This window comes from Lapillicoccus jejuensis (genome assembly GCF_006715055.1).
Lineage (GTDB): Bacteria > Actinomycetota > Actinomycetes > Actinomycetales > Dermatophilaceae > Lapillicoccus > Lapillicoccus jejuensis.
On record NZ_VFMN01000001.1, the window covers coordinates 3,894,526 to 3,915,158 of the forward strand.

General features: G+C 73.7%; 15 protein-coding genes. All 15 read right to left on the reverse strand.

Translation table 11 applies throughout. The features are described 5' to 3' along the window. Position 1: 1 nt before the first annotated feature. Positions 2-859 carry an FAD binding domain-containing protein gene (locus tag FB458_RS18070; protein ID WP_141849726.1) on the reverse strand — a complete coding sequence of 286 codons (858 nt, stop codon included), beginning with the start codon at positions 857-859 and terminating at the stop codon, positions 2-4. After that, a complete protein-coding gene (locus tag FB458_RS18075) occupies positions 856-3,309 on the reverse strand; it encodes a xanthine dehydrogenase family protein molybdopterin-binding subunit (protein WP_141849727.1) in 2,454 nt (817 codons plus the stop codon). The genes FB458_RS18070 and FB458_RS18075 overlap by 4 nt, the downstream gene beginning before the upstream one ends. Then, positions 3,306-3,782: a (2Fe-2S)-binding protein gene (locus tag FB458_RS18080; RefSeq protein ID WP_141849728.1), complete on the reverse strand. Its 477-nt coding sequence runs from the start codon at positions 3,780-3,782 to the stop codon at positions 3,306-3,308. The genes FB458_RS18075 and FB458_RS18080 overlap by 4 nt, the downstream gene beginning before the upstream one ends. Positions 3,783-3,829: 47 nt before the next feature. After that, positions 3,830-5,044: an XdhC family protein gene (locus tag FB458_RS18085; RefSeq protein WP_141849729.1), complete on the reverse strand. Its 1,215-nt coding sequence runs from the start codon at positions 5,042-5,044 to the stop codon at positions 3,830-3,832. After that, complete coding sequence (locus tag FB458_RS18090; RefSeq protein ID WP_246061355.1) at positions 5,037-6,200, reverse strand: vWA domain-containing protein; 1,164 nt, start codon at positions 6,198-6,200, stop codon at positions 5,037-5,039. The genes FB458_RS18085 and FB458_RS18090 overlap by 8 nt, the downstream gene beginning before the upstream one ends. 2 nt (positions 6,201-6,202) lie before the next feature. Then, positions 6,203-7,105: an AAA family ATPase gene (locus FB458_RS18095; RefSeq protein WP_141849730.1), complete on the reverse strand. Its 903-nt coding sequence runs from the start codon at positions 7,103-7,105 to the stop codon at positions 6,203-6,205. Positions 7,106-7,115: 10 nt separating this feature from the next. Then, entirely contained in the window at positions 7,116-7,733 is a 618-nt protein-coding gene (locus FB458_RS18100; RefSeq protein ID WP_141849731.1) for a nucleotidyltransferase family protein, read from the reverse strand. Between the two features lie 51 nt (positions 7,734-7,784). Continuing rightward, positions 7,785-9,173 carry an MATE family efflux transporter gene (locus tag FB458_RS18105; protein WP_141849732.1) on the reverse strand — a complete coding sequence of 463 codons (1,389 nt, stop codon included), beginning with the start codon at positions 9,171-9,173 and terminating at the stop codon, positions 7,785-7,787. Positions 9,174-9,390: 217 nt separating this feature from the next. Next, a complete protein-coding gene (locus FB458_RS18110) occupies positions 9,391-10,686 on the reverse strand; it encodes a S53 family peptidase (RefSeq protein WP_141849733.1) in 1,296 nt (431 codons plus the stop codon). Positions 10,687-10,843: 157 nt separating this feature from the next. Next, complete coding sequence (locus FB458_RS18115) at positions 10,844-12,058, reverse strand: S53 family peptidase (RefSeq protein ID WP_141849734.1); 1,215 nt, start codon at positions 12,056-12,058, stop codon at positions 10,844-10,846. Between the two features lie 232 nt (positions 12,059-12,290). Beyond that, positions 12,291-14,945 (reverse strand): DEAD/DEAH box helicase, encoded by a 2,655-nt coding sequence (locus FB458_RS18120; protein WP_425460857.1) that lies wholly within the window; start codon positions 14,943-14,945, stop codon positions 12,291-12,293. A 280-nt stretch (positions 14,946-15,225) separates the two neighbouring features. Beyond that, positions 15,226-15,963 (reverse strand): hypothetical protein, encoded by a 738-nt coding sequence (locus FB458_RS18125; RefSeq protein ID WP_141849735.1) that lies wholly within the window; start codon positions 15,961-15,963, stop codon positions 15,226-15,228. A 466-nt stretch (positions 15,964-16,429) separates the two neighbouring features. Continuing rightward, complete coding sequence (locus tag FB458_RS18130; RefSeq protein WP_141849736.1) at positions 16,430-16,903, reverse strand: MarR family winged helix-turn-helix transcriptional regulator; 474 nt, start codon at positions 16,901-16,903, stop codon at positions 16,430-16,432. After that, the gene (locus FB458_RS18135) at positions 16,900-18,726 is read right to left on the reverse strand and encodes an MFS transporter (protein WP_141849737.1); all 1,827 of its coding nucleotides are present in this window, start codon (positions 18,724-18,726) and stop codon (positions 16,900-16,902) included. The genes FB458_RS18130 and FB458_RS18135 overlap by 4 nt, the downstream gene beginning before the upstream one ends. A 74-nt stretch (positions 18,727-18,800) precedes the next feature. After that, positions 18,801-20,603 carry a serine hydrolase domain-containing protein gene (locus tag FB458_RS18140; RefSeq protein ID WP_141849738.1) on the reverse strand — a complete coding sequence of 601 codons (1,803 nt, stop codon included), beginning with the start codon at positions 20,601-20,603 and terminating at the stop codon, positions 18,801-18,803. Positions 20,604-20,633 lie beyond the last annotated feature (30 nt).

Genomic DNA, 20,633 nt, shown 5'->3' on the forward strand with positions numbered 1-20,633 from the left:
ATCAGCCCCCTGCGGCGGCGAGCACCGCGCGGCGGGTGAGGACGGGCGCGAGGTGACGCCGGTAGGCGCTGTCGCCGTTGAGGTCCGAGGGAGGGTTGGTGCCCTCGGCCGCCGACGCGCAGGCCGCCTTGACGGCGTCCTCGCTGGCCGGCTGCCCGACGAGGGCGGCCTCGACCGAGCTCGCCCGCAGCGGGGTCGAGCCCATGTTGGTCAGGCCGACCCGCGCCTCGGAGATCGTGCCGCCGTCGACCTTGACGGTCACGGCGACGGCGACGATGGCCCACTGGTGGGCGACGCGCACGAACTTCTCGTAGTGCGCGCCCCAGCCGGTGTGCTTGGGGATGCGGATCTGGGTGAGCAGCTCCCCCTCCTGCACGGCCGTCTCGAAGAGGTCGACGAAGAACTCCGACGCCGGGACGGTGCGGGTGGCCCCGCCCTCCCCCGCGATGACGAACTCCGCCTCCAGGGCGAGGGCCGCCGCACCGACGTCCCCGGCGGGGTCGGCGTGCACGAGCGCGCCACCCACCGTGCCGCGGTGGCGGATCTGCGGGTCGGCGACCTCGGCGACGGTCTTGGACAGCAGCAGCGCGTGCTCCTTGACCAGCGGGTCGGTGACGACGTCGGCGTGCCGGGTCATCGCGCCGATGACGATGGCGTCGCCGTCCTCGCGGATGCCCTGCAGCTCGGCGATCCGGCCGAGGTCGACGACCTTCTCCGGCGTGTTGAGCCGCAGCCGCAGCACGGGCAGCAGGCTCTGCCCGCCGGCCAGCACCTTGGCGTCGTCACCGGCCTCCGCCAGCGCCGAGATGGCGTCGGCGACGCTCTCCGGCGCGACGTAGTCGAACTTCGAGGGGATCACTGGGCTCCGCCTTCCGCCTGGTCGAAGTGCGGCACGGCCGCCTTCTCGGTGGGGTCGCTCTGGTTGCTGCCGGCGCTCTGCACGGCCTTCCACACCCGCTCGGGCGTGCACGGCATCTGGATGTCGTCCACCCCCATCGGGCGCAGCGCGTCGACGACGGCGTTGACGACCGCCGGGGTCGAGGCGATGGTTCCCGCCTCACCGACGCCCTTGGTGCCGAGCGTGTTGGTCAGCGACGGCGTGGTCGTGTGGTCGACGTCGAAGCTGATGAGGTCGGCCGCGGTCGGGACGAGGTAGTCGACGAACGACCCGGACACCAGCGTGCCCGACTCGTCGAAGACGGCCTCCTCGAAGAGGGCCTGGGCGATGCCCTGGGCCAGTCCGCCGTGCACCTGGCCGGAGACGATGAGCGGGTTGATGACGTTGCCGATGTCGTCGACGCAGGAGTACTTGCGCATCGTGATGCCGCCGGTCTCCGTGTCGACCTCCACCGCGCACAGGTGGGTCCCGTGCGGGTAGTTGAAGTTGATCGGGTCGTACGTCGCCTCGCTGTCGAGCGAGGGCTCCATCCCGTCCGGGAGGTTGTGGGCGGCGAAGGTCGCGCCCGCGAGCTCCTGGATGGTGATGCCCTGCTCGGTGCCGCGGACGGAGAACCGGCCGCCGGAGAACTCGAGGTCGTCCGCCGAGGCCTCGAGCAGGTGCGCCGCGAGCGGCTTGGCCTTCTCGATGACCTTGTCGGTCGCCTTGACCAGGGCCTCGCCGCCGACGACGAGCGAGCGCGAGCCATAGGTGTCCAGTCCCTTGTGCGAGATCTGCGTGTCGCCGTGCAGGACCTCGACGTCCTCGAAGGGGACGCCGAGCCGGTCGGCGACGATCTGGCTGAACGCCGTCTCGTGGCCCTGGCCGTGCGCACTGGCCCCGGTGACGACCTCGACCTTGCCGGTCGCGAGCATCCGCACCGACGCGTGCTCCCAGCCGCCGGCGCCGTACGACAGCTGGCCGAGGACGCGGGACGGCGCGAGGCCGCACATCTCGGTGAAGGTCGAGACGCCGATGCCGAGCTGGACCGGGTCGCCCGACTCGCGGCGGCGCTTCTGCTCGGCGCGCAGCTCGTCGTACCCGAAGAGCTCCTTGGCCTTGGCCGTCGCCGCCTCGTAGTTGCCCGAGTCGTACTCGAGCCCGGCCACCGTGGTGAACGGGAACTCCTCGTGCGTGATCCAGTTCTTCTCGCGGACCTCGAGCGGGTCGACCCCGAGCTCGGCAGCCAGCTCGTCCATCATCCGCTCGATGCCGAACGTCGCCTCGGGGCGGCCGGCGCCGCGGTAGGCGTCGGTCCACGGGGTGTTCGACAGCACCGTCTGGACGGCGAAGTGGTAGGCCGGGAACTTGTAGATCGAGTTGAACATGAACGCGCCGAGCACCGGGACGCCTCCGCCGACGATGGCGACGTACGCCCCGAGGTCGGCGAGCAGCTCGACCTTGAGACCGGTGACGGTGCCGTCCTTCTCGGCGGCCAGCGTGAGCTTCTGCCACTGGTCGCGGCCGTGGTGCGCGGTCTGCAGCGACTCCGAGCGGGTCTCGGTGTACTTGACCGGCTTGCCGATCCGGCGGGCGACCGCCCAGGCGATCCACTCCTCCGGGGTGACCTGGAGCTTGCCGCCGAAACCGCCGCCCACGTCGGGGGCGATGACGCGGATCTTCGACTCCGGCACGCCCGTCGTCGCCGCGAGGGCGAAGCGCAGGATGTGCGGGATCTGGGTGGCCGACCACATGGTCAGCTGCTCGCCGGTCGGGTCGACGACGACCGAGCGCGGCTCCATGAACGCCGGGATGAGGCGCTGCTGGCGGAACTCGCGCTCGACGACGATGCCGCCGTCCCGGGCCTTGCTGATGGCGGCCTCGACGTCGCCGCCGGTGCCGGCCTCGCTCGAGTCGAAGACCCACAGGGCCGACTTGTTCGTGCCGAGGTCGGGGTGGGCGAGGACCTTGTCCTCGGCGCAGTCCTTGAGGCCGATGGCCGCCGGCAGCTCCTCGTAGTCGACGTCGACGAGCTCGGCGGCGTCGCGGGCCTCGGCGGCCGTGCGGGCGACGACGCAGGCGACGATCTCGCCCGCGAAGGCGACCCGCTCGCTCGGCATCGGCAGGTGCGTCGGCGTCTTCTGGTCCGGGGTGATCGGCCAGGCGTTGATGAGCACACCCTGGCTCTCGCCGAGGTCGGCGCCCGTGAGGACCGCCACGACGTTCGGGGCCTCCTTGGCCGCCGACGTGTCGATGTTGGTGATCTTCGCGTGCGCGAAGGGGCTGCGCACCATGGCGATGTGCAGCATCCCCGGCAGGACGAGGTTGTCGGTCCACCGCGTGCGACCCGTGACGAGGCGGCGGTCCTCCTTGCGGCGGCGGTCGCGCCCGATCTCCTTGGCGGTGTCCGGCTTCTCCGGCGCGATGGTCATGCCGGGACCTCCTTGCCGGCCTTGGCCGCCTGCTGCACGGCCTTGACGATGTTGTGGTAGCCGGTGCAGCGGCACAGGTTGCCCTCGAGCCCGGCGCGGATCTCCTCCTCGGAGGGGTCCGGGTTGTCGTTGAGCAGGTCCACCGACTGCATGATCATGCCCGGGGTGCAGTAGCCGCACTGGAGGGCGTGGCACTCGTGGAAGGCCTGCTGGACGGGGTGCAGCTGCTCGCCGTCGGCGAGGCCCTCGATGGTCGTCACCTCGTGCCCGTCGGCCTGGACGGCCAGGACGTTGCACGACTTGACGCTGCGGCCGTCGAGGTGGACGGTGCAGGCCCCGCAGTTGCTCGTGTCGCACCCGACGACGGTGCCCGTCTTGCCGGCCTGCTCTCTCAGGTAGTGCACGAGCAAGGTCCGCGGCTCGACCTCGTCGCTGTACCGCTGACCGTCGACCGTGACGGTGATTCGGGTCATCCTTGACACTCCTCCATGGGTCGGGTGGTGCTGGTGATCGTTGTCGGTCACGCCTGCTGAGGCAAGGGAACCCCTCCGAAGGGAGAGGGTTCGCCCGGTTCCTCGGGTCCGTCGGGCTCCCCCGTGCCCACCCACCCGCTGGTCGGGTGGTGGATGGGTCCGGCGGTGTGGGTCAGCCGGTCGCCGCGCCCGCCCCAGCGCAGGGCGATGATCTCCGCGGCGATGGAGACGGCCGTCTCCTCGGGGGTGCGGGCGCCCAGGTCGAGCCCGATGGGGCTCGAGACCCGGGCCAGCTCCTCGTCGCTCAGCCCCCGCTCGCGCAGCCGCTCGACCCGGTCCTCGTGGGTACGGCGCGAGCCCATGGCGCCGATGTAGGCGACCGCCGGCATCCGCAGCGCGATCTCGAGCAGCGGCACGTCGAACTTCGGGTCGTGGGTGAGGACGCACAGCACGGTGCGCTCGTCGAGCCGTCCGGCGTCGAGCTCGGCCTGCAGGTAGCGGTGCGGCCACTCGACGACGACCTCGTCGGCGTCGGGGAAGCGGCTGGCGGTGGCGAACACGGGCCGCGCGTCGCACACGGTGACGTGGTATCCCAGGAAGCGACCCATCCGGGCGCAGGCGGCGGCGAAGTCGATCGCGCCGAAGACGAGCATCCGCGCGGCGGGGGCGTGGACGTTGACGAAGACCCGCAGCCCCTCGCCGCGCCGCTCGCCGTCGGGGCCGTAGGTCAGCGTCTCGCTGTGCCCGGACGCGAGCAGGCCCCGAGCGTCGTCGAGGACGGCGGCGTCGGCGCGCACGCTGCCGAGCGACGTGCTCGGTTCCCCGTCGGGGTGGACGACCATCGTGCGGCCGACCCAGGTCGGGTCCGGGTGCGCGACGACGGTGGCCACGGCGACCGGGCGCCCCGCCTCGACGTCGGCGGCCACCTCGCCGATCTCGGGGTGGCTCTCGCGCGAGACCCGTTCGACGAAGACGTCGAGGATGCCGCCGCAGGTGAGGCCGACGGCGTACGCGTCCTCGTCCGAGACGCCGTACCGCTGCAGGACGGGGGTCCCGTCGGCGACGACCTGCTCCCCCAGCTCGTAGACGGCGCCCTCGACGCAGCCGCCCGACACCGACCCGACGGCCTCGCCGTCGGGTCCGACGAGCATCTGCGCGCCGGGCTGGCGCGGGGCGCTGCGCCACGTCGCGACGACGGTCGCGCGGGCCACGGTCCGGCCGTCGCGCCACCACGCCAGCAGCTCGGGCAGGTCGTCAGCCACGGGTCACCACCTCCGCGAGGTCCGAGTAGGTCCGCAGCGAGTGCCCCGCCACGAAGTCGTCGCAGTGCGGCAGGGCCGCGACGATGCCCTGCTGGACGGGCAGGTAGCCGTCCTTGCCGCGGTGCGGGTTGACCCACACGACGCGGTGCGCGAGCGCCCTCAGGCGGGCCATCTGCTCGGCGAGCAGCTCGGTGCCGCCGCGCTCCCAGCCGTCGGAGGCCACGACGACGACGGCGCCGCGGGCGGTGCCGCGCTGCCCCCACCGGTCGAGGAAGGCCTTGAGCGTCTCGCCGAGCCGGGTCCCGCCCGACCAGTCGGGGACGACGTCGCCGGCCGCCTCGAGGGCGCGGTCGGCGTCGCGCTGGCGCAGCGCACGGGTGACGTGGGTGAGCCGGGTGCCCATGGTGAAGACCTCGACGCCGCCGCGGGCGCCGGACGCCTCGGCCGCACGGACCCAGTGGTGCGCGACCCGCAGCAGCGCGTCGGCGTACGAGCTCATCGAGCCGGAGACGTCGAGGAGCAGGACGACCCGCCGGGGCCGGGTGCCGCGGCGGCGCCAGGCCAGGTCGGCGGGCTCGCCGAGGTGGCGCAGCTGGCGCCGCAGCGTCCGCCGCGGGTCGAGCCGACCGCGGACGGAGGGGGTGGCGCGCACGGCGCGGCGCCGCGGGGAGGGGACGGGCAGGGTGGCGAAGAGCCGGTCGAGGACGGCTCGCTCGGCCGGCGAGAGCGAGGCGACGTCGCGGTGGCGCAGCAGCTCGGTCCCGCTCGCGGCGGCGCGCACGACGTCCTGCTCCTCGTCGCCGGGCCCGGCGCCGGTGGCGTCGTCGTCGGCGAGGTCGGCGTGCACGACGGTGGGCGTGGGTGGCCGCGGCCGGTCCGTCGGCGCCTCGAGCCGGTGGGTGAACCAGGCGGTGAAGACCTGGTCGTAGCGCTCGACGTCGTCCGGGCTGCCGGTCAGCGTCGCCCGCCCGGCCCAGTACGTCGCCCGCTCGTCACCCAGCCCGACGGTCGCCACGGCGGCGAGGTAGCCCGCCTCGCGGTCGGCCGTCACCGCGACGCCGGCCGCGCGCAGGGCGCGCGCGAAGCCGAGCAGCACCTCGTCCGGCGGCGTCGCCGGCGGGGCGTGCAGGGGCAGCACGGGGGCGGGGAGGGGCACGCTCAGCCCGCCAGCAGCCGGTCGAGGTTGGCGCGGACGCGGTCGGCGTCCTCGCGGTACTTGACCGCGACGCCGAGCGTCGCGGCGGCCCGCTCGACGTCGAGGTCGCCGCCGCCGAGCCGCTGCAGGGCGCGGGCCCAGTCGAGCGTCTCGGCGACCCCCGGCGGCTTGAGCAGGTCGCCGCCGGACCGCAGCCGCTGGACGACGCCGACGACCTGCTCGGCCAGCCGCTGCGACACCTCGGGCGCGCGGGAGCGGACGATCTCCAGCTCGCGCTGCAGACCCGGGTGGTCGATCCAGTGGTAGAGGCAGCGGCGCTTCAGTGCGTCGTGCAGCTCGCGGGTGCGGTTCGAGGTGAGGACGACGACCGGCGGGGTGCTCGCCGTCACCGTACCCAGCTCGGGGATGCTCACCTGGTAGGTCGAGAGCACCTCGAGCAGGAAGGCCTCGAACTCGTCGTCGGCGCGGTCGACCTCGTCGACGAGGAGCACGGCCGGGCTCTCGCGCAGGGCCCGCAGCACCGGGCGCGCCAGCAGGAACCGCTCGTCGAAGAGGGACCTCTCCACGTCGGAGGTGTCGGACGCGGGGCCGGCGTCGGCGCCGGACGTGAGCCGGGCCGTCGTCTCCAGCGCCCGCAGGTGCAGGATCTGGCGCGGGAAGTCCCAGTCGTAGAGGGCCTGCGAGGCGTCGATGCCCTCGTAGCACTGCAGCCGGATGAGCGGGACCGACATGGCCTGGGCGAGGGCCTCGGCCAGCGCCGTCTTCCCGGTGCCGGGCTCGCCCTCGAGCAGCAGCGGCCGCTCGAGGCTGAGCGCGAGGAAGCCGATCGTGGCGAGGGCCTCGTCGGCGAGGTAGCCGGTGCGGGCCAGGACCTCGGCCAGCTCGGCGGATGACTGCGGCGTCATGCCCGCATCATCACCCACGACCCCCACCCTCCGCGCCCCGGGTCCCGGGATCCGTCGCGGTGTCGACGTCGGCGCCCGTGGCGAGGTCGCCGCACTCGACGAGCCGGACGTCGTCGCCGGCCAGCAGGTCCCGCGCGCCGCGGTCGCCTCGGGCGACGTCGGCCGCCGCGGCCCAGCGGTCGGCGCCGAGGACGACGGGGTGGCCGGGCACGCCGCCGTACGTCGCCCGCGCGAGCGTCGCGCGCCCCCGCCCGGCCGCGTCGAGCACGCGGCGGACGACGTCCGCGCCGACGTCCGGCAGGTCGACCAGGGTGACCAGGGCGACGTCGTACGACGTCCCGGCCAGGTGCGCCAGGCCGGCCCGGAGCGAGGCGCCCATGCCGTCGGCCCAGTCGTCGGCGACGACGACCTGCGGTGCGGGGCGCCCGGGCCAGGAGGCGACGACGTCACGGGCGTCGTCGGCCTGCGCGCCGAGGACGACGAGCAGCCCGTCGCAGCCGCCGGCGGCGAGGGCGTCGAGGGCCCGGTGCGGCCAGGGGCCGCCGGCGTCGGCGACCAGCGCCTTGGGCCGGCCCATCCGGCGACCGGCCCCGGCGGCGAGCAGCAGGCCGCACGCGCGTGGGGTCATGTCCCCAGACAACCACGGCGTCCGCGCGAGCGGACCGGCCGGGCGGACGGGTCACCCGTGGGCGGCGACGACCTCGTCCCACCGCAGCCGGTGGCTGCGCCAGGAGAAGATGAGCACCTTGGCGCACTCCTCGAGGACCCGGGCGAGGAAGATCCCGAGGACGCCGAGCGGGGTGTGCAACCCGAGGGTGACGGCGAGCGGGAGCCCGACGAGGAAGGCGGACACGACGTCGCCGAGGATGACGCCGCGCACGTCGCCGCCGCTGGGCAGGACGCCCGCCCCGAGGATCATGTTGCGCACCTTGACGACCTGGGCCACCGCGTTGACGACGATGCCGACCGCGGCCATGGTGCGCACGTCGGCCCCCGCGCCCGGGAACAGGGTCGGCAGGAGCAGCACCGACGAGGCGAACAGGCCACCGAAGAGCAGCCCGGTGGCGACGCCGGCGCGGCGCACGCGCAGCACCCAGGCGGCGGCCGCCACGGGGTCGCCGCGGCCGACCTCGCGGCCGACGAGCGCGGTGGCCGCCGTCATGAGGCCGATCGAGGCGACGACGAACACCTGCTCGAGGGTCGCGACGATCTGCCCGGCGGCGAGGGCGTCGTCGCCGAGCTGCTGGAGGACGACGTTGTAGAGGAACGTGCCCACCGTGTAGAAGAGCGCGGTCACCCCGAGCGGCACGGCCAGGACGACGAGCGAGCGGCCGGTGCCGGCCCAGCCCCGCCCGCGTCGGGGCGTCTCCCACCGGGCCAGCCGGTGCACGCCGTACACCTGGGTGGCGACGAGGGCCAGCTTGACGAGCGAGGCGACGAGGGTCGCGACCCCGGCGCCCGCGACGCCGAGCCGCGGCACCGGCCCGAGCCCGAGGACGAGCGCGAAGCCGAGCACCGTGTTGACGACGACGGTGACGACGGTGGCGACCATGGGGCTGCGGGCGTGGCCGGACGAGCGCTGCAGCCCGCTGAGGACGGCGACGAGCAGGGTGGGGACGGTGGCCAGCGCGGCGAGCCGGAAGTACGCCGCCCCCGCCTCGGCGACCGTCGCGGACGCGCCCACGAGGCGCAGCAGGGGCTGCGCCGCGACGAGGGGCGCGACGGTGACGACGAGCGAGACGAGGCCGCCGACGGCGAGGGCGCCGGTGACGACCCGGCCGACCTCGTGCTGCCGGCCACCGCCGTGGGCGCGGGCGACGAGGATGGTCACCGACGTGCCCAGCCCGCCGAGGGTGAGGGTGACGATGACGGTGAGGCTGTTGGCGAAGCCGACGGCGGCGATCGCCGTCGCCCCGAGCGTGCCGACGACGACCTGGTTGACGACGTTGAGCAGCAGCGTGAGGACGAACTCGGCGCTGACCGGCATGGCGATCCGGGCGATCTCGCGCCGGGGCGAGCGGGGGGTGGGGACGGGCAGGACGACGGGGGCGGCAGCGGGCGCGGCCATGGGGAACGGGCTCTCCGGGGGACGGGGTGGGCGGGGAGCCGGGCGCACGTCGAGGCGCTCCGGACCCGTCGTCCGGGTCGGTCGCCCCGTTCGTCGGCGACCGGTCACCCCAACCTACGGCCGCGCCGGTCCCGTCCTGAGCGGTTCGGGGTCCGATGACCACGATGACGGTGTGCGCGTTCCGCGCACACCGTCACCGGTGCTGGTCGGGGCCGGTTCAGAGGCCGGCGACGCCGTTCGGGCTGCCGAGCCCGGTGGGGCCGTCCCAGCCCTTCGCGGTCCTGCACATCGTCAGGCACGAGCCGTTGGCACCCGTGCTGACGTCGTTGAAGGCGCCCGGGTTGGCGTAGGGGATGCTCGGCGCCTCGCCGGCGGTGTTGCCCGACAGCGCGAACGCCGCGGCGACGACGGGCGAGGAGAGGCTGGTGCCGCCGTACTGGCCCCAGCCGGCGCCGCTGGACGACGACGGCGCGTAGACGGCCAGGCCCGTGCGCGGGTCCGCGACGGCCGAGACGTCGGCCATCGCGCGGCCGGCGCAGCGCGTCATCGCCTGCGTCTGGCCCACCGGGGCCTTGTTGTAGGTCGAGCAGCCCGATCCCGAACCGCTCCAGGCGGTCTCGCTCCAGCCGCGGGCGCTCGAGGTGCTCGGCGTGAGGGTGGTGCCGCCGACGGCCACGACCCACTGCGACGACGCCGGGTACGACGCGCCGCGGTAGCCGCTGTCACCGGTCGAGGCGGTGACCGCGATGCCCGGGTGGTGGTACGGGGCGCCGTACCGGCTGTCGGGGGCGTCGCCGCCGCCGTAGCTGTTGGAGATCGCGACGACGCCCGGCTGCGTGGCCGCGGTGTTGACCGCGGTGCCGAGGTCGGCGAAGGTGGCCGACTTCGCCTGCACGAGCAGGATGCTGCAGGACGGGCAGGCCGCGGAGACGGCGTCGAGGTCGAGGGCCTGCTCCCCCGCCCAGCCGAGGTTGAAGGCGGGCAGGCCGGTGGTGGCACCGGTCTGGCTGAGGATCTTCAGGCAGCCGTTGGCCTTGGTGCACGCGGGCAGGCCGAACTGGGCCCGGTAGACGGCGAGGTCGCGCTCGGCGTTCGGGTAGCCGTAGGCGTCGACGATGGCGACGGTGCGGCCGGAGGCCGAGAGGCCGGTCAGGCCGTAGGCGGACTGGATGTCGACGGGGGTCCGGCCCGGGATGACCAGAGGTGCGCGCAGCCCGTGGCGCGGCGAGCGCGCCGGGCTGAGCAGCGGGTCGACGGCGGTGCTGGCGGCGGGGACGACGCGCTGGGCGAGGCAGGTGGCGTGGCCGGGCGCCGGTGCGGCGCAGACCTGCTCGACGGGGCCGGTGGCGACGGTGCTCGTCGGCGCGCTGGTGTCGTGGCCGCGGACGTGGCCCGCGCTCGGGCCGGCGGCGGGGGCGCTCGCGGTGGCCGAGGCGGCCGGGACGGCCAGCGGGAGGGCGAGGAGGAGGGCGGCGGCGACGAGGGGTCGCCGCAGGGAGGGCGCGCGGTGCACGGGGGGCTCCTGCGAGGAGGTGTGGGGTGTGGGGTGACGTGCGCGCAGGGCAGGTGGCGGGCGTCGGGCTGTGGGGGCCCGTTGACAGGGTACGGCGCCCTGGGCCAGTGGCCCAGGGCGCCGTCCTCGTCCGTTCGGGTGTTTCTGTCGCGCTCCGTCAGAAGGCGCTGGTGCCGTTCGGCGTGCCGAGGCCCGTCGGGCCGTCCCAGCCGGGCTTGGCGGTGCAGAAGCTGGCGCAGGTGCCGTTGCTGCCGGAGGTCACGTCGAACAGGCCGCCCGGGTTGGCGTACGGCAGGGTGTTGGCGTAGCCGGCGGTGTTGCCCGAGAGGGCGTAGACCGAGGCGACCAGCGGCGAGGAGAGGCTGGTGCCGCCGTACTGGGCCCACGACGACGACGAGGCGGTGGTCGGGGCGTAGACCGCGAGGCCCGTGTTGGGGTCGGCCACCGCGGAGACGTCGGCCATGGCGCGGCCCGAGCAGCCGGTGACGGCCGAGCTCTGGCCGGCGGGCGCGGTGTTGAGCGTCGTGCAGCCGGAGCCGGCCCCGCTCCAGGCGGACTCGGTCCAGCCGCGGGTGTTGCTCGCGGCGTAGAGGCTCGTGCCACCGACCGCGGTCACGTAGTGCGACGAGGCCGGGTACGACGCGCCCTGGTAGCCGTTGTCACCGGTCGAGGCGGTGACGGCGATGCCGGGGTGGTTGTAGTACGAGCCGTAGGACGAGTCGGCCGAGTCGCCGCCGCCGTAGCTGTTGGAGATCGCCGCGACACCGGAGTGCTTGGCCGCCTGGTTGACGGCGGTGCCGAGGTCGGCGAAGGAGGCCGAATTCGCCTGCACGAGCAGGATCTTGCAGGACGGGCAGGCGGCGGAGACCGCGTCGAGGTCGAGGGCCTGCTCGCCGTCCCAGCCGACGTCGGTCTTGGGGGCCGTCGTGCCGCCGGTCTGGTTGACGATGGTGAGGCAGCCGTTGGCCTTGGTGCAGGCGGGCAGGCCGAACTGCGAGCGGTAGACGCCCAGGTCGCGCTCCGCGTTCGGGTAGCCGTAGGCGTCGACGATGGCCACGGTGCGGGTCGTGGACAGCCCGGCCAGCTTGTAGGCCGACTGGATGTCGCTGGGGGTCTTGCCGGAGATCGCAGCGGGCCGCGGCTTCCCGTCCGGGCTCACGGCGGCGGAGAAGGGGCTGACCTGCGTGCCGGTCGAGGTGACGAGCTTCTGGGCGAAGCAGCGCGCCTGGCCCTTGGCGGCGGTGCCGCAGACGCTCTGGGCGTGCCGGGCGGCGGTGGCGCCGGCGGCGCTGGCCGTCGTCTGGACACCACCGGCGACGAGGCCGGCGGCCGCCGCGAGGGCGGCGGCGAAGGTGGTGAGGGTTCTCCGCATGAGGTGGAGCTCCTGTCGAGGGTGGGACCGGACCGGTGGGCCCGTCGGCGCGGTGTGGTGCGCCGTCGCTCGCATCCGATCTCGCGGACGCGGCCCACGACAAGGCCCGCACGGGAAACTCGACGTCCGCAGAGGGACTCTTGGGCGGGCTCCTACCGGCTCTTGGTGCAATCGCCAGGACCCTCGGAGACGCTTCCCAGAGTCCTCCCAGGAAGAGGTCTCCCGGGGCCGGTCAGCGTCGGACGAGCCGTGTGGCCGAGATGACCGGTTCGCCCGCCTCGTCGCTGGCGTCGAGGTCGACGAGCGCGACGAGCCGCCAGTCGTGGTCGCCCTCGGGGTCGTCGACGACCTGCTCCAGACCCCAGCGGCGGTGGCCGTCGTCGGGCACCGGGACGCCGAGCGGGACGAGGTCCTCGGGATCGGGATGGACCTGGAAGAAGGCCGGACCGCGGGCGTCGGGGCCGAGCAGGACCTCGTCGTGATCCTGGGAATACTCTTCCCCTGCTTGCGCCCAGCGGTCGGCGTCCCACCCGGGGCGGCCGACCGGGACGCCGCCGACGGGCTCGGGGTCCGGGTCCAGGGCGGCGAGGCCCACCCAGTCGCGGACGGCGAGCATCCGCGCCCGGTGGAACAGGGCGTTGCGCAGCAGGACGGTGAGGGCCCGGCGGTCGGTGCTGAGCCGACGCGGCGGCGGGGCGGTGCCGTCGGGGCGTCGTACGGCGTCGGGGTCGTCCTCCCCCGCGGTGAGCGCCTCCCACTCGTCGACGAGGCTCGAGTCGGTCTGGTGCACCACGGTGCCCAGCCAGGTGACGAGCTCGTCGAGCTCGTCGGTGCGGGCGGACTCGGGGACGGTCTGGCGCAGCGCGCGGTAGGCGTCGGAGAGGTAGCGCAGGACGATCCCCTCGGAGCGGCTGAGGCCGTAGAGCCGCACGAGGTCGCCGAAGCCGAGGGCACGCTCCCACATGTCGCGCACCACGGACTTCGGGGACAGGGCGGTGCCCGGGACCCAGGGGTGGCGGCCGCGGTAGGTCTCGAAGAGCGCGCTGAGCAGCTCGTCGAGGGGTCTCGGGTACGAGACGTCCTCGAGCAGCTCCATCCGCTCGTCGTACTCGATGCCGTCGGCCTTCATCTCGGCGACGGCCTCGCCGCGGGCGGCGTACTGCTGCGCCATGAGGATGGGGCGCGGGTCCTCCAACGTCGCCTCGATGACGGAGACGACGTCGAGGGCGTACGTCGCGCTGTCGGGGTCGAGCACCTCGATGGCGCCGAGCGCGAAGGCGGACAGCGGCTGGTTGAGGGCGAAGCCGAGCTGGAGGTCCTCGACGAGCCGGACGATCCGGCCGTCCTCGTCCGGCGAGGGGAGCTGCTCGACGACGCCGGCGGCGAGCAGCGAGCGGTAGATCTGCACGGCCTGGCGCACGAGCCGCACCTGGCGGCGCGGCTCCTCGTGGTTGTCGCGCAGCAGGTGGCGGAAGGCCTCGACGGGGTCCTCGTCACGCTGGAGGACCTGCAGGACCATCGCGTGGGTGACTCGCATCCGCGAGACGAGCGGCTCGGGCTCGGCCGCGACGATCCTCTCGAACGTGTCCTCGCTCCACGCGACGAAGCCGTCGGGGGCCTTCTTGCGCTGGACCTTGCGCTGCTTCTTCGGGTCGTCGCCGGCCTTGGCCAGGGCGCGGGCGTTCTCGATGACGTGGTCGGGGGCCTGGACGACGACGGTGCCGGACGTGTCGTAGCCGGCACGGCCCGCGCGGCCGGCGATCTGGTGGAACTCGCGGGCGCGCAGCAGCCGCATCCGGGATCCGTCGAACTTCGTCAGGCCGGTGAGCAGGACGGTGCGGATGGGCACGTTGATCCCGACGCCGAGGGTGTCGGTGCCGCAGATGACCTTGAGCAGACCGCGCTGCGCGAGCTGCTCGACGAGCCGCCGGTACTTCGGCAGCATCCCGGCGTGGTGGACGCCGATCCCGTGCCGGACGAGACGCGACAGGGTGCGGCCGAAGCCGGCGGAGAACCGGAACCCGCCGATGGCCTCGGCGATCTCATCGCGCTCGGCGCGGGTCGCGACGGTGACCGACATGAGCGCCTGGGCGCGCTCGAGGGCGGCGGCCTGGGTGAAGTGCACGACGTAGACGGGGGCACGGCGGGTGGCCAGCAGCTCCTCGAGCGTCTCGTGCAGCGGGGTCATGGCCCACTCGTAGGAGAGCGGGACCGGGCGCTCGACCGACGTGACGACGGCGGTGGGGCGGCCGGAGCGGCGGGTGAGGTCCTCCTCGAACCGGGTCGTGTCGCCCAGGGTCGCCGACATGAGGAGGAACTGGGTCTGCGGGAGCTCGAGCAGCGGCACCTGCCAGGCCCACCCGCGCTCGGGCTCGGAGTAGAAGTGGAACTCGTCCATGACGACCTGGCCGACGTCGGCCGCGCGGCCGCCGCGCAGCGCGATGTTGGCGAGGACCTCGGCGGTGCAGCAGATGATCGGGGCGGACGCGTTGACGGCGGCGTCGCCGGTGAGCATCCCGACGCGCTCGGGGCCGAAGACGTCGCACAGGGCGAAGAACTTCTCCGAGACGAGCGCCTTGATCGGTGCGGTGTAGAACGTGCGCCGGCCGTCGGCGAGGGCGGCGAGGTGGGCGGCGACGGCGACCATGCTCTTGCCGGACCCGGTGGGCGTGGCGAGGACGACGTGCGCGCCCGAGACGGCCTCGATGACGGCCTCGTCCTGGGCGGGGTAGAGCGTCAGGCCCTGCGCACCGACCCACTCGACGAACGCCTCGTAGACGGCGTCCGGGTCGGCCGGCGACCCGTCGGTGGTCCGCAGCCGCTCGGCGACGACGCCGAGCGCACCCCGCTCGGGGCCGGTCGGGCGTACGGCGTCCTGCTGCGTCACCTCCCCATCCAACCCCACGGCCGCTCCGCCCCGACCACCGAGCCAACCCCTGCGAATCGGATTCGGCCCGCTCGGCTCGGGTCGTGACGAGAGCCGAGTGGACCGAATCCGATTCGAGTCGCACGGAGTCGAGCCCTGCGAATCGGATTCGGCCCGCTCGGCTCGGGTCGTGACGAGAGCCGAGTGGACCGAATCCGATTCGAGTCGGTTCGTCAGGAGCGCCGCAGAGCCGTTGGCCGCTTCCGTGCGGGCGATGTCTCTCCTCGAGAGGGGCTCTGCCTCAAGCGCCGGCCGCCGCGCGCAGATCCTGGTATCGCCGGCCGCGGCGCACGGCCTCCTCGATCTTGGCGCGGAGGGCGACCGGATCCGCCAGCTCTGCCCACGTCACCCTCACGACCACCCAGTCCAGGTCCCGGATGCGGTCCTCACGACGCTTCTCCCGGGTGACCACCTCTCCTGGATGGAGCAGGTCCCCGAAGTGGTCCACGAGGTCGGACGAACGTCCGTACTTGATCAAACCGTCGAACTCGATGACGACGCGTTCCTCCCTCAGCACCAGGTCACCCAGGGCGGTGAAGCCTGGCGCCTCGATGCGGAACTGAGGCGTCGCCACCAGCCCCATCTGGACGAGGATCTCGCTGGTCCGGGTCTCCCCCGGCGACGCGTGGCGCCCGTCGGCTCGCTCGAGGACCTTGCCGATCCTGGCCACCCCGGGGACACGGCTCATCTTCTCGATCGCCTGGTGCAGCTCGTCTGGGGTGACGAGTCGACGATGCAGCGCGCCGTCCGCGGCCACCAGTGCGGACAGTGGTCCGACGTCGGTCCCCACCTGGACGACAGCCACGGCCGGGTGCACGTGGTCACCCACGACGAGCTCCGGGTCGACGAACCGACCGAGGGACAGCCCTCGCCGGCTGCGGGTGGGCCCGGCAGTGCGTCGGTTGAGCCGGACGGTGTCGAGGTCAGCGCCGTAGGTGGGGATCCCGAGCATGACGAGGGCCGAGTGGTACGACGCCACGGCCCGTCCCCCGTGCGACGACAGCATCGCCAGTGTCGTCAGCCGATGCCGATGCTCCGCGTCCGTCGGGGTCCCGAGGCACGCCCACCCCCGGGCCAGCCGGGTGAGCTCCCCGGCCTTGACGAGACGCCGTACGTCAGCGGCGTCGAGGCCGCCGCGGCACAGCACCCTCAGCTCGATGAGGCCGTTCGCGTCCGCCGATGCCTGCCAGTCCATCACGCCAGCGTGGGGCTCGGCGGCGGGCCCGCGCGCCGGGTGGCCCGCCGCCTGTGGATAGCCCTGGACGGACCAGGGCTGTGGACGGTGCAGCGGGACGAATCGGATTCGGTGCGCTTGGCTCCCGTCACGACCCGAGCCGAGCGCGCCGAATCCGATTCGAGCCGCTCGGCTCGGCTCGACCTGGATCGGGATAGGGCCACTCGGCTCTCGTCAGGACCCGAGCCAAGTCAACCGAATCCGATTCGGGTCAGTCGGCCAGGAGCGCGTGGAGGAGGGGGACGGCGCGAGCCAGGATCTCGCGGTCCTCGGGTCCGAGCCGCTCGAGGTCGGTGGCGAGGCGGGTGGCGCTCTCGTGGCGGACCGCCTCGAGGGTGTCGTGCCCGTGGCGGGTGAGGGTCAGGCGGGTGGCGCGGGCGTCGTCCGGGTCGCGGTCGCGACGCACCCAGCCCTCCTCGACGAGGACGTCGACGAGCCGGGTCGTCGTCGGCGCGGTGACGCCCATGCGGCCGGCCAGGTCGCCCGCCCGCAGCCCCTCGGGCGCGCCGGCGAGAGCGGCCAGGGCCGACAACCGGGTCGGGGTGATGCCACCCGCCCGGGCCGGCTCGCGCAGCCGGGCGGCCAGGGCGTGGACCTCCGAGCGCAGCGACGCGGCCAGCTCGGCGGTGCCGGGAGCGACGTCGGTCCCGGCACCGGCGAGCGTCCTCGCCGCCCGCGGGCTCACCGGAGCGCGGCCTCGGCCGCGTCCGTGCGCGCCTCGTCGGTGACGTCGTCGACCGCGTCGCCCTCGGGTCGGCCGTCGTCGACGACGATGTGCCCGGTCTCGTCGACGTGCACGTACTTGTGCCCCCGCAGCCACGACGCGACCGCGGCGACGAGGCAGGCGACGATGGCGAACGCGAAGGCCACGACCAGCCCCTGGTGGAACGGCCCGGAGATCAGCGAGGGGAAGAAGCTGCGCCCGGTGAGGTACGACGCGTCGCCGGCCGGCAGGTGCGACAGCGTCGACGTCCCGAGGATCGACTGGATCGGGTTGTAGCCGAGCAGCGAGGCGAACAGCACCGACACCGGCGGCAGCGCCGCGACCTGCTGGGCCTGGGCCGCGCTCACGCCGTGAGCAGTGAGCCCGCTCGCCATCGCCTGCGGCAGCGACCCGGCGAGGCCGACGACCATGAGCGAGAAGAAGATGCCGATCGACAGCACCATCGCGGAGTTCTGGAACGTCGTGCTCATCCCGGCACCGACGCCGCGCCGGTTCCCGGGAAGCGAGTTCATGATGCCCGTCCGGTTCGGCGAGGCGAAGAGCCCCATGCCGAGTCCGTTGAGCAGCAGGGCTACCGCGAACTGCCAGTAGGTGAAGTCGACCGGGAGCAGCATGAGCCAGACGAAGCTCAGCGCGGCCACGACCATGCCGCCGGTGGCGAACGGCCGCGCGCCGTACCGGTCCGACAGCCAGCCGGACACCGGACCCGCGACCAGGAAGCCGACGGTCATCGGCAGCATGAAGATGCCCGCCCACAGCGGCGTCGACTCGAACGAGTAGCCGCGCGCCGGCAGCCAGATCCCCTGGAGCCAGATGATGAGGACGAACATCAGGCCGCCACGGCCGAGCCCGGACAGCAGGCTGGCGAGGTTGCCGGCCGTGAAGGCGCGGATCCGGAACAGGTCGAGCCGGAACATCGGGTCCGCGATGCGGGTCTCGATGACGCAGAAGACCGCGAGGACCGCCGCGCCACCGATGAGGCAGGAGAGCACGAACGGGCTGGTCCACCCCATGATGTGCCCGCCGTAGGGCTGGATGCCGTAGGTGATCCCGACGAGGACGGAGATGAGACCGACGGCGAAGGTGAGGTTGCCCCACCAGTCGATCCGCCCGTGCTGGCGCACCCCGTTGTCCTGCAGCTTGAGGTAGGCCCAGACGGTGCCGAAGAGGCTCACCGGCACCGACACGAGGAAGACCAGCCGCCAGTCCAGCGGCGCGAGGATGCCACCGAGGACGAGACCGATGAACGACCCGGCGATGCCGGCGACCATGTTGAGGCCCAGGCCGAGACCGCGCTGGTCGGCGGGGAACGCGTCGGTGATGATCGCGCTCGAGTTGGCCATGAGCAGCGCCCCGCCGACGCCCTGCAGCACGCGCATGACGATCATCCACAGCGCCCCGCGGGTGCCGTCGAACGGCGTCGCGGCCAGGGCGATGGAGAAGACGGTGAAGATCGCGAAGCCGGCGTTGTACATCTTCACGCGGCCGTACATGTCGCCCAGCCGGCCGAAGCTCACGACGAGCACGGCCGTGACGACCATGTAGCCCATCATCAGCCAGAGCAGGTAGCTCGTGTTGCCCGCGGCGAGCGGGTTGATCCCCAGCCCGCGGAAGATGTCCGGCAGCGCGATGAGCAGGATCGAGCTGTTGACCGTCGCGATGAGGACGCCGAGCGTCGTGTTCGACAGCACGACCCACTTGGAGGTCCCGCCGCCGCCCGACGGCGGTGACCCCTCCTCGGGCGCGACGGGTCGGGTGGTGGCGGGGCGGGCTGTCGTGGTCATTGCTTCGACCGTACTAACTGTTGCTGAAAGCAACTTGTGTACGACGACCCCGTACGGCGCCCGCCCCGTCCGCCTCAGCGCGCGGCGGCGACCCACCCGTCGGCGACGAACGCCGACGCGTCCTCCTCCCCGTCGAGGAGCACGCCGCCCCCGACGGCCCGCACGGAGTCGACGTACACGCCGCGGCCGAGGTAGAGCGCGTCGGTGACCATCCGCCAGCGCACCGCCGTGGCCCCGGCGGGCAGGTCGGCCCGGGCCTGCTCCCAGGCCCGCACCCCGCTGAGCGCGACCGTCCCGTCGGTCTGCGTGACGGTGCCGCGGTCGCGCAGGGTGAAGGGCAGCGCCGTCCACGTCGTGCCGTCGCTCGTCGTCTCCAGCGTGAGCGGGTCGGTCTCCTCCATGTCGAGCCAGGTGTCGAACGACAGCCGGGCCCCGGCAGGCGCCGGTCGCGTGAGGGTGGCCGTGAGCGTGGACGTCGTCGCGTCGGTGACCCCGGTGAACCACGCCGTGCGTCCCGCGACCGGCTGCACCGGCTGGGCCAGGGCCAGTCCCTGCGCCCACGCCCGGCGGGCGGGGTTGGTCGACGGACCGGTCCGCACCGGGTGGACGCGGTTGGTCAGCAGGATCGCGAAGCCCTGGGCGTCGAAGTCGACGACGACCGAGGTGCCCGTGTAGCCGGTGTGACCGGCCGTGACCGGGCTCGACATCCCCTGCATGTACCAGCGCTGGTCGAGCTCGAAGCCCAGCCCGTGCGCGTCACCGGGGAAGGCCTGGTTGAAGTCGGTGACCATCAGCCGCACGCTCTCCTGCGAGAGGATCCGCCGGCCCCGGTAGGTCCCGCCGTTGAGCAGCGCCTGACACAGCACGGAGAGGTCGTCGACGGTCGAGAAGACCCCGGCGTGGCCGGCGACGCCGTCGAGCGACCAGGCGTTCTCGTCGTGGACCGACCCCCACACCATGCCCCGCGGCGGCGCGGTCTGGTACTCCGTCGCGGCGATCTGGGTCCGCGTCGCCCACCCGTTCTCGACCGGGTTGTAGCCGGTCGAGGACATCCCGAGGGGCCGCGTGATCCGCTCCCGCACGACCTGGTCGAGAGGCTTCCCGGTCATCCTCTGGACGAGGACGCCGAGGGTGATGAGGTTGAGGTCGCTGTAGAGGTAGACGGTGCCGGGCGGGTTGTCCAGCGGCTGGTCCATCACCGCCTGGATGCGCTCGGCCACGGTGTCGTAGGCGCTCCACAGCGGCAGCCACGCGACGAACCCGGAGGTGTGCGTGAGGCACTGGCGGACCGTCACGGCCTCCTTGCCGTTGGCGGCGAACTCGGGCAGGTAGCGCGCGACCGGCGCCTCGAGCTCGACGAGCCCGGCCTCGATGAGCTGGACGACGGTGATCGACGTGAAGAGCTTCGAGCACGAGGCGAGGTCGTAGACCGTGCCCCGCCCGGTGCGGATCCGCTGCGCGGGCGGCGCCATGGTCGATGCGTCCTGCCACAGGTAGGAGAACCCGCTCGCGTCGGTCCCGACGACCTTGCCGTGGTAGCCCATGAGCGCGGACGCGCCGGGGAAGAGCGCCCAGCCCGTGGCGGGTCGCTGCTCCCCCGCGCGAACCGCCTTGGTGGCCGCGGCGATCGGCTGCGACGCCAGCCCGACCGACTCGGGCCGGGCGTCGCGCAGGACGGTCGCGGGGTCGCTGAAACGGACGCTCACGCCGCCAGCATGCCGGGCGGGGCTGCCGCCGGCCCGGCCGGTGTGCTCGGGCTGGGCGGCGTCCGAGCCTCCGGGGGCGGTCCCGGCGGCCCGGGCGGCGGACACCCTGAGGGGCAGCAGGCCGAGACCGAGCCCGGCGGAGAGGACGTGACGACGGGGAAGCGTGCTCATGGCGAAGCCTTCGGTGAGGTCGGGCGTAGG

What these genes read in the sequence shown, in the direction of transcription:
- FB458_RS18075 (WP_141849727.1), bottom strand. Translation starts at nt 3,309, where the DNA reads ATGACCATCGCGCCGGAGAAGCCGGACACCGCCAAGGAGATCGGGCGC.
- FB458_RS18080 (WP_141849728.1), bottom strand. Translation starts at nt 3,782, where the DNA reads ATGACCCGAATCACCGTCACGGTCGACGGTCAGCGGTACAGCGACGAG.
- FB458_RS18095 (WP_141849730.1), bottom strand. Translation starts at nt 7,105, where the DNA reads ATGACGCCGCAGTCATCCGCCGAGCTGGCCGAGGTCCTGGCCCGCACC.
- FB458_RS18100 (WP_141849731.1), bottom strand. Translation starts at nt 7,733, where the DNA reads ATGACCCCACGCGCGTGCGGCCTGCTGCTCGCCGCCGGGGCCGGTCGC.
- FB458_RS18105 (WP_141849732.1), bottom strand. Translation starts at nt 9,173, where the DNA reads ATGGCCGCGCCCGCTGCCGCCCCCGTCGTCCTGCCCGTCCCCACCCCC.
- FB458_RS18115 (WP_141849734.1), bottom strand. Translation starts at nt 12,058, where the DNA reads ATGCGGAGAACCCTCACCACCTTCGCCGCCGCCCTCGCGGCGGCCGCC.
- FB458_RS18135 (WP_141849737.1), bottom strand. Translation starts at nt 18,726, where the DNA reads ATGACCACGACAGCCCGCCCCGCCACCACCCGACCCGTCGCGCCCGAG.
- FB458_RS18140 (WP_141849738.1), bottom strand. Translation starts at nt 20,603, where the DNA reads ATGAGCACGCTTCCCCGTCGTCACGTCCTCTCCGCCGGGCTCGGTCTC.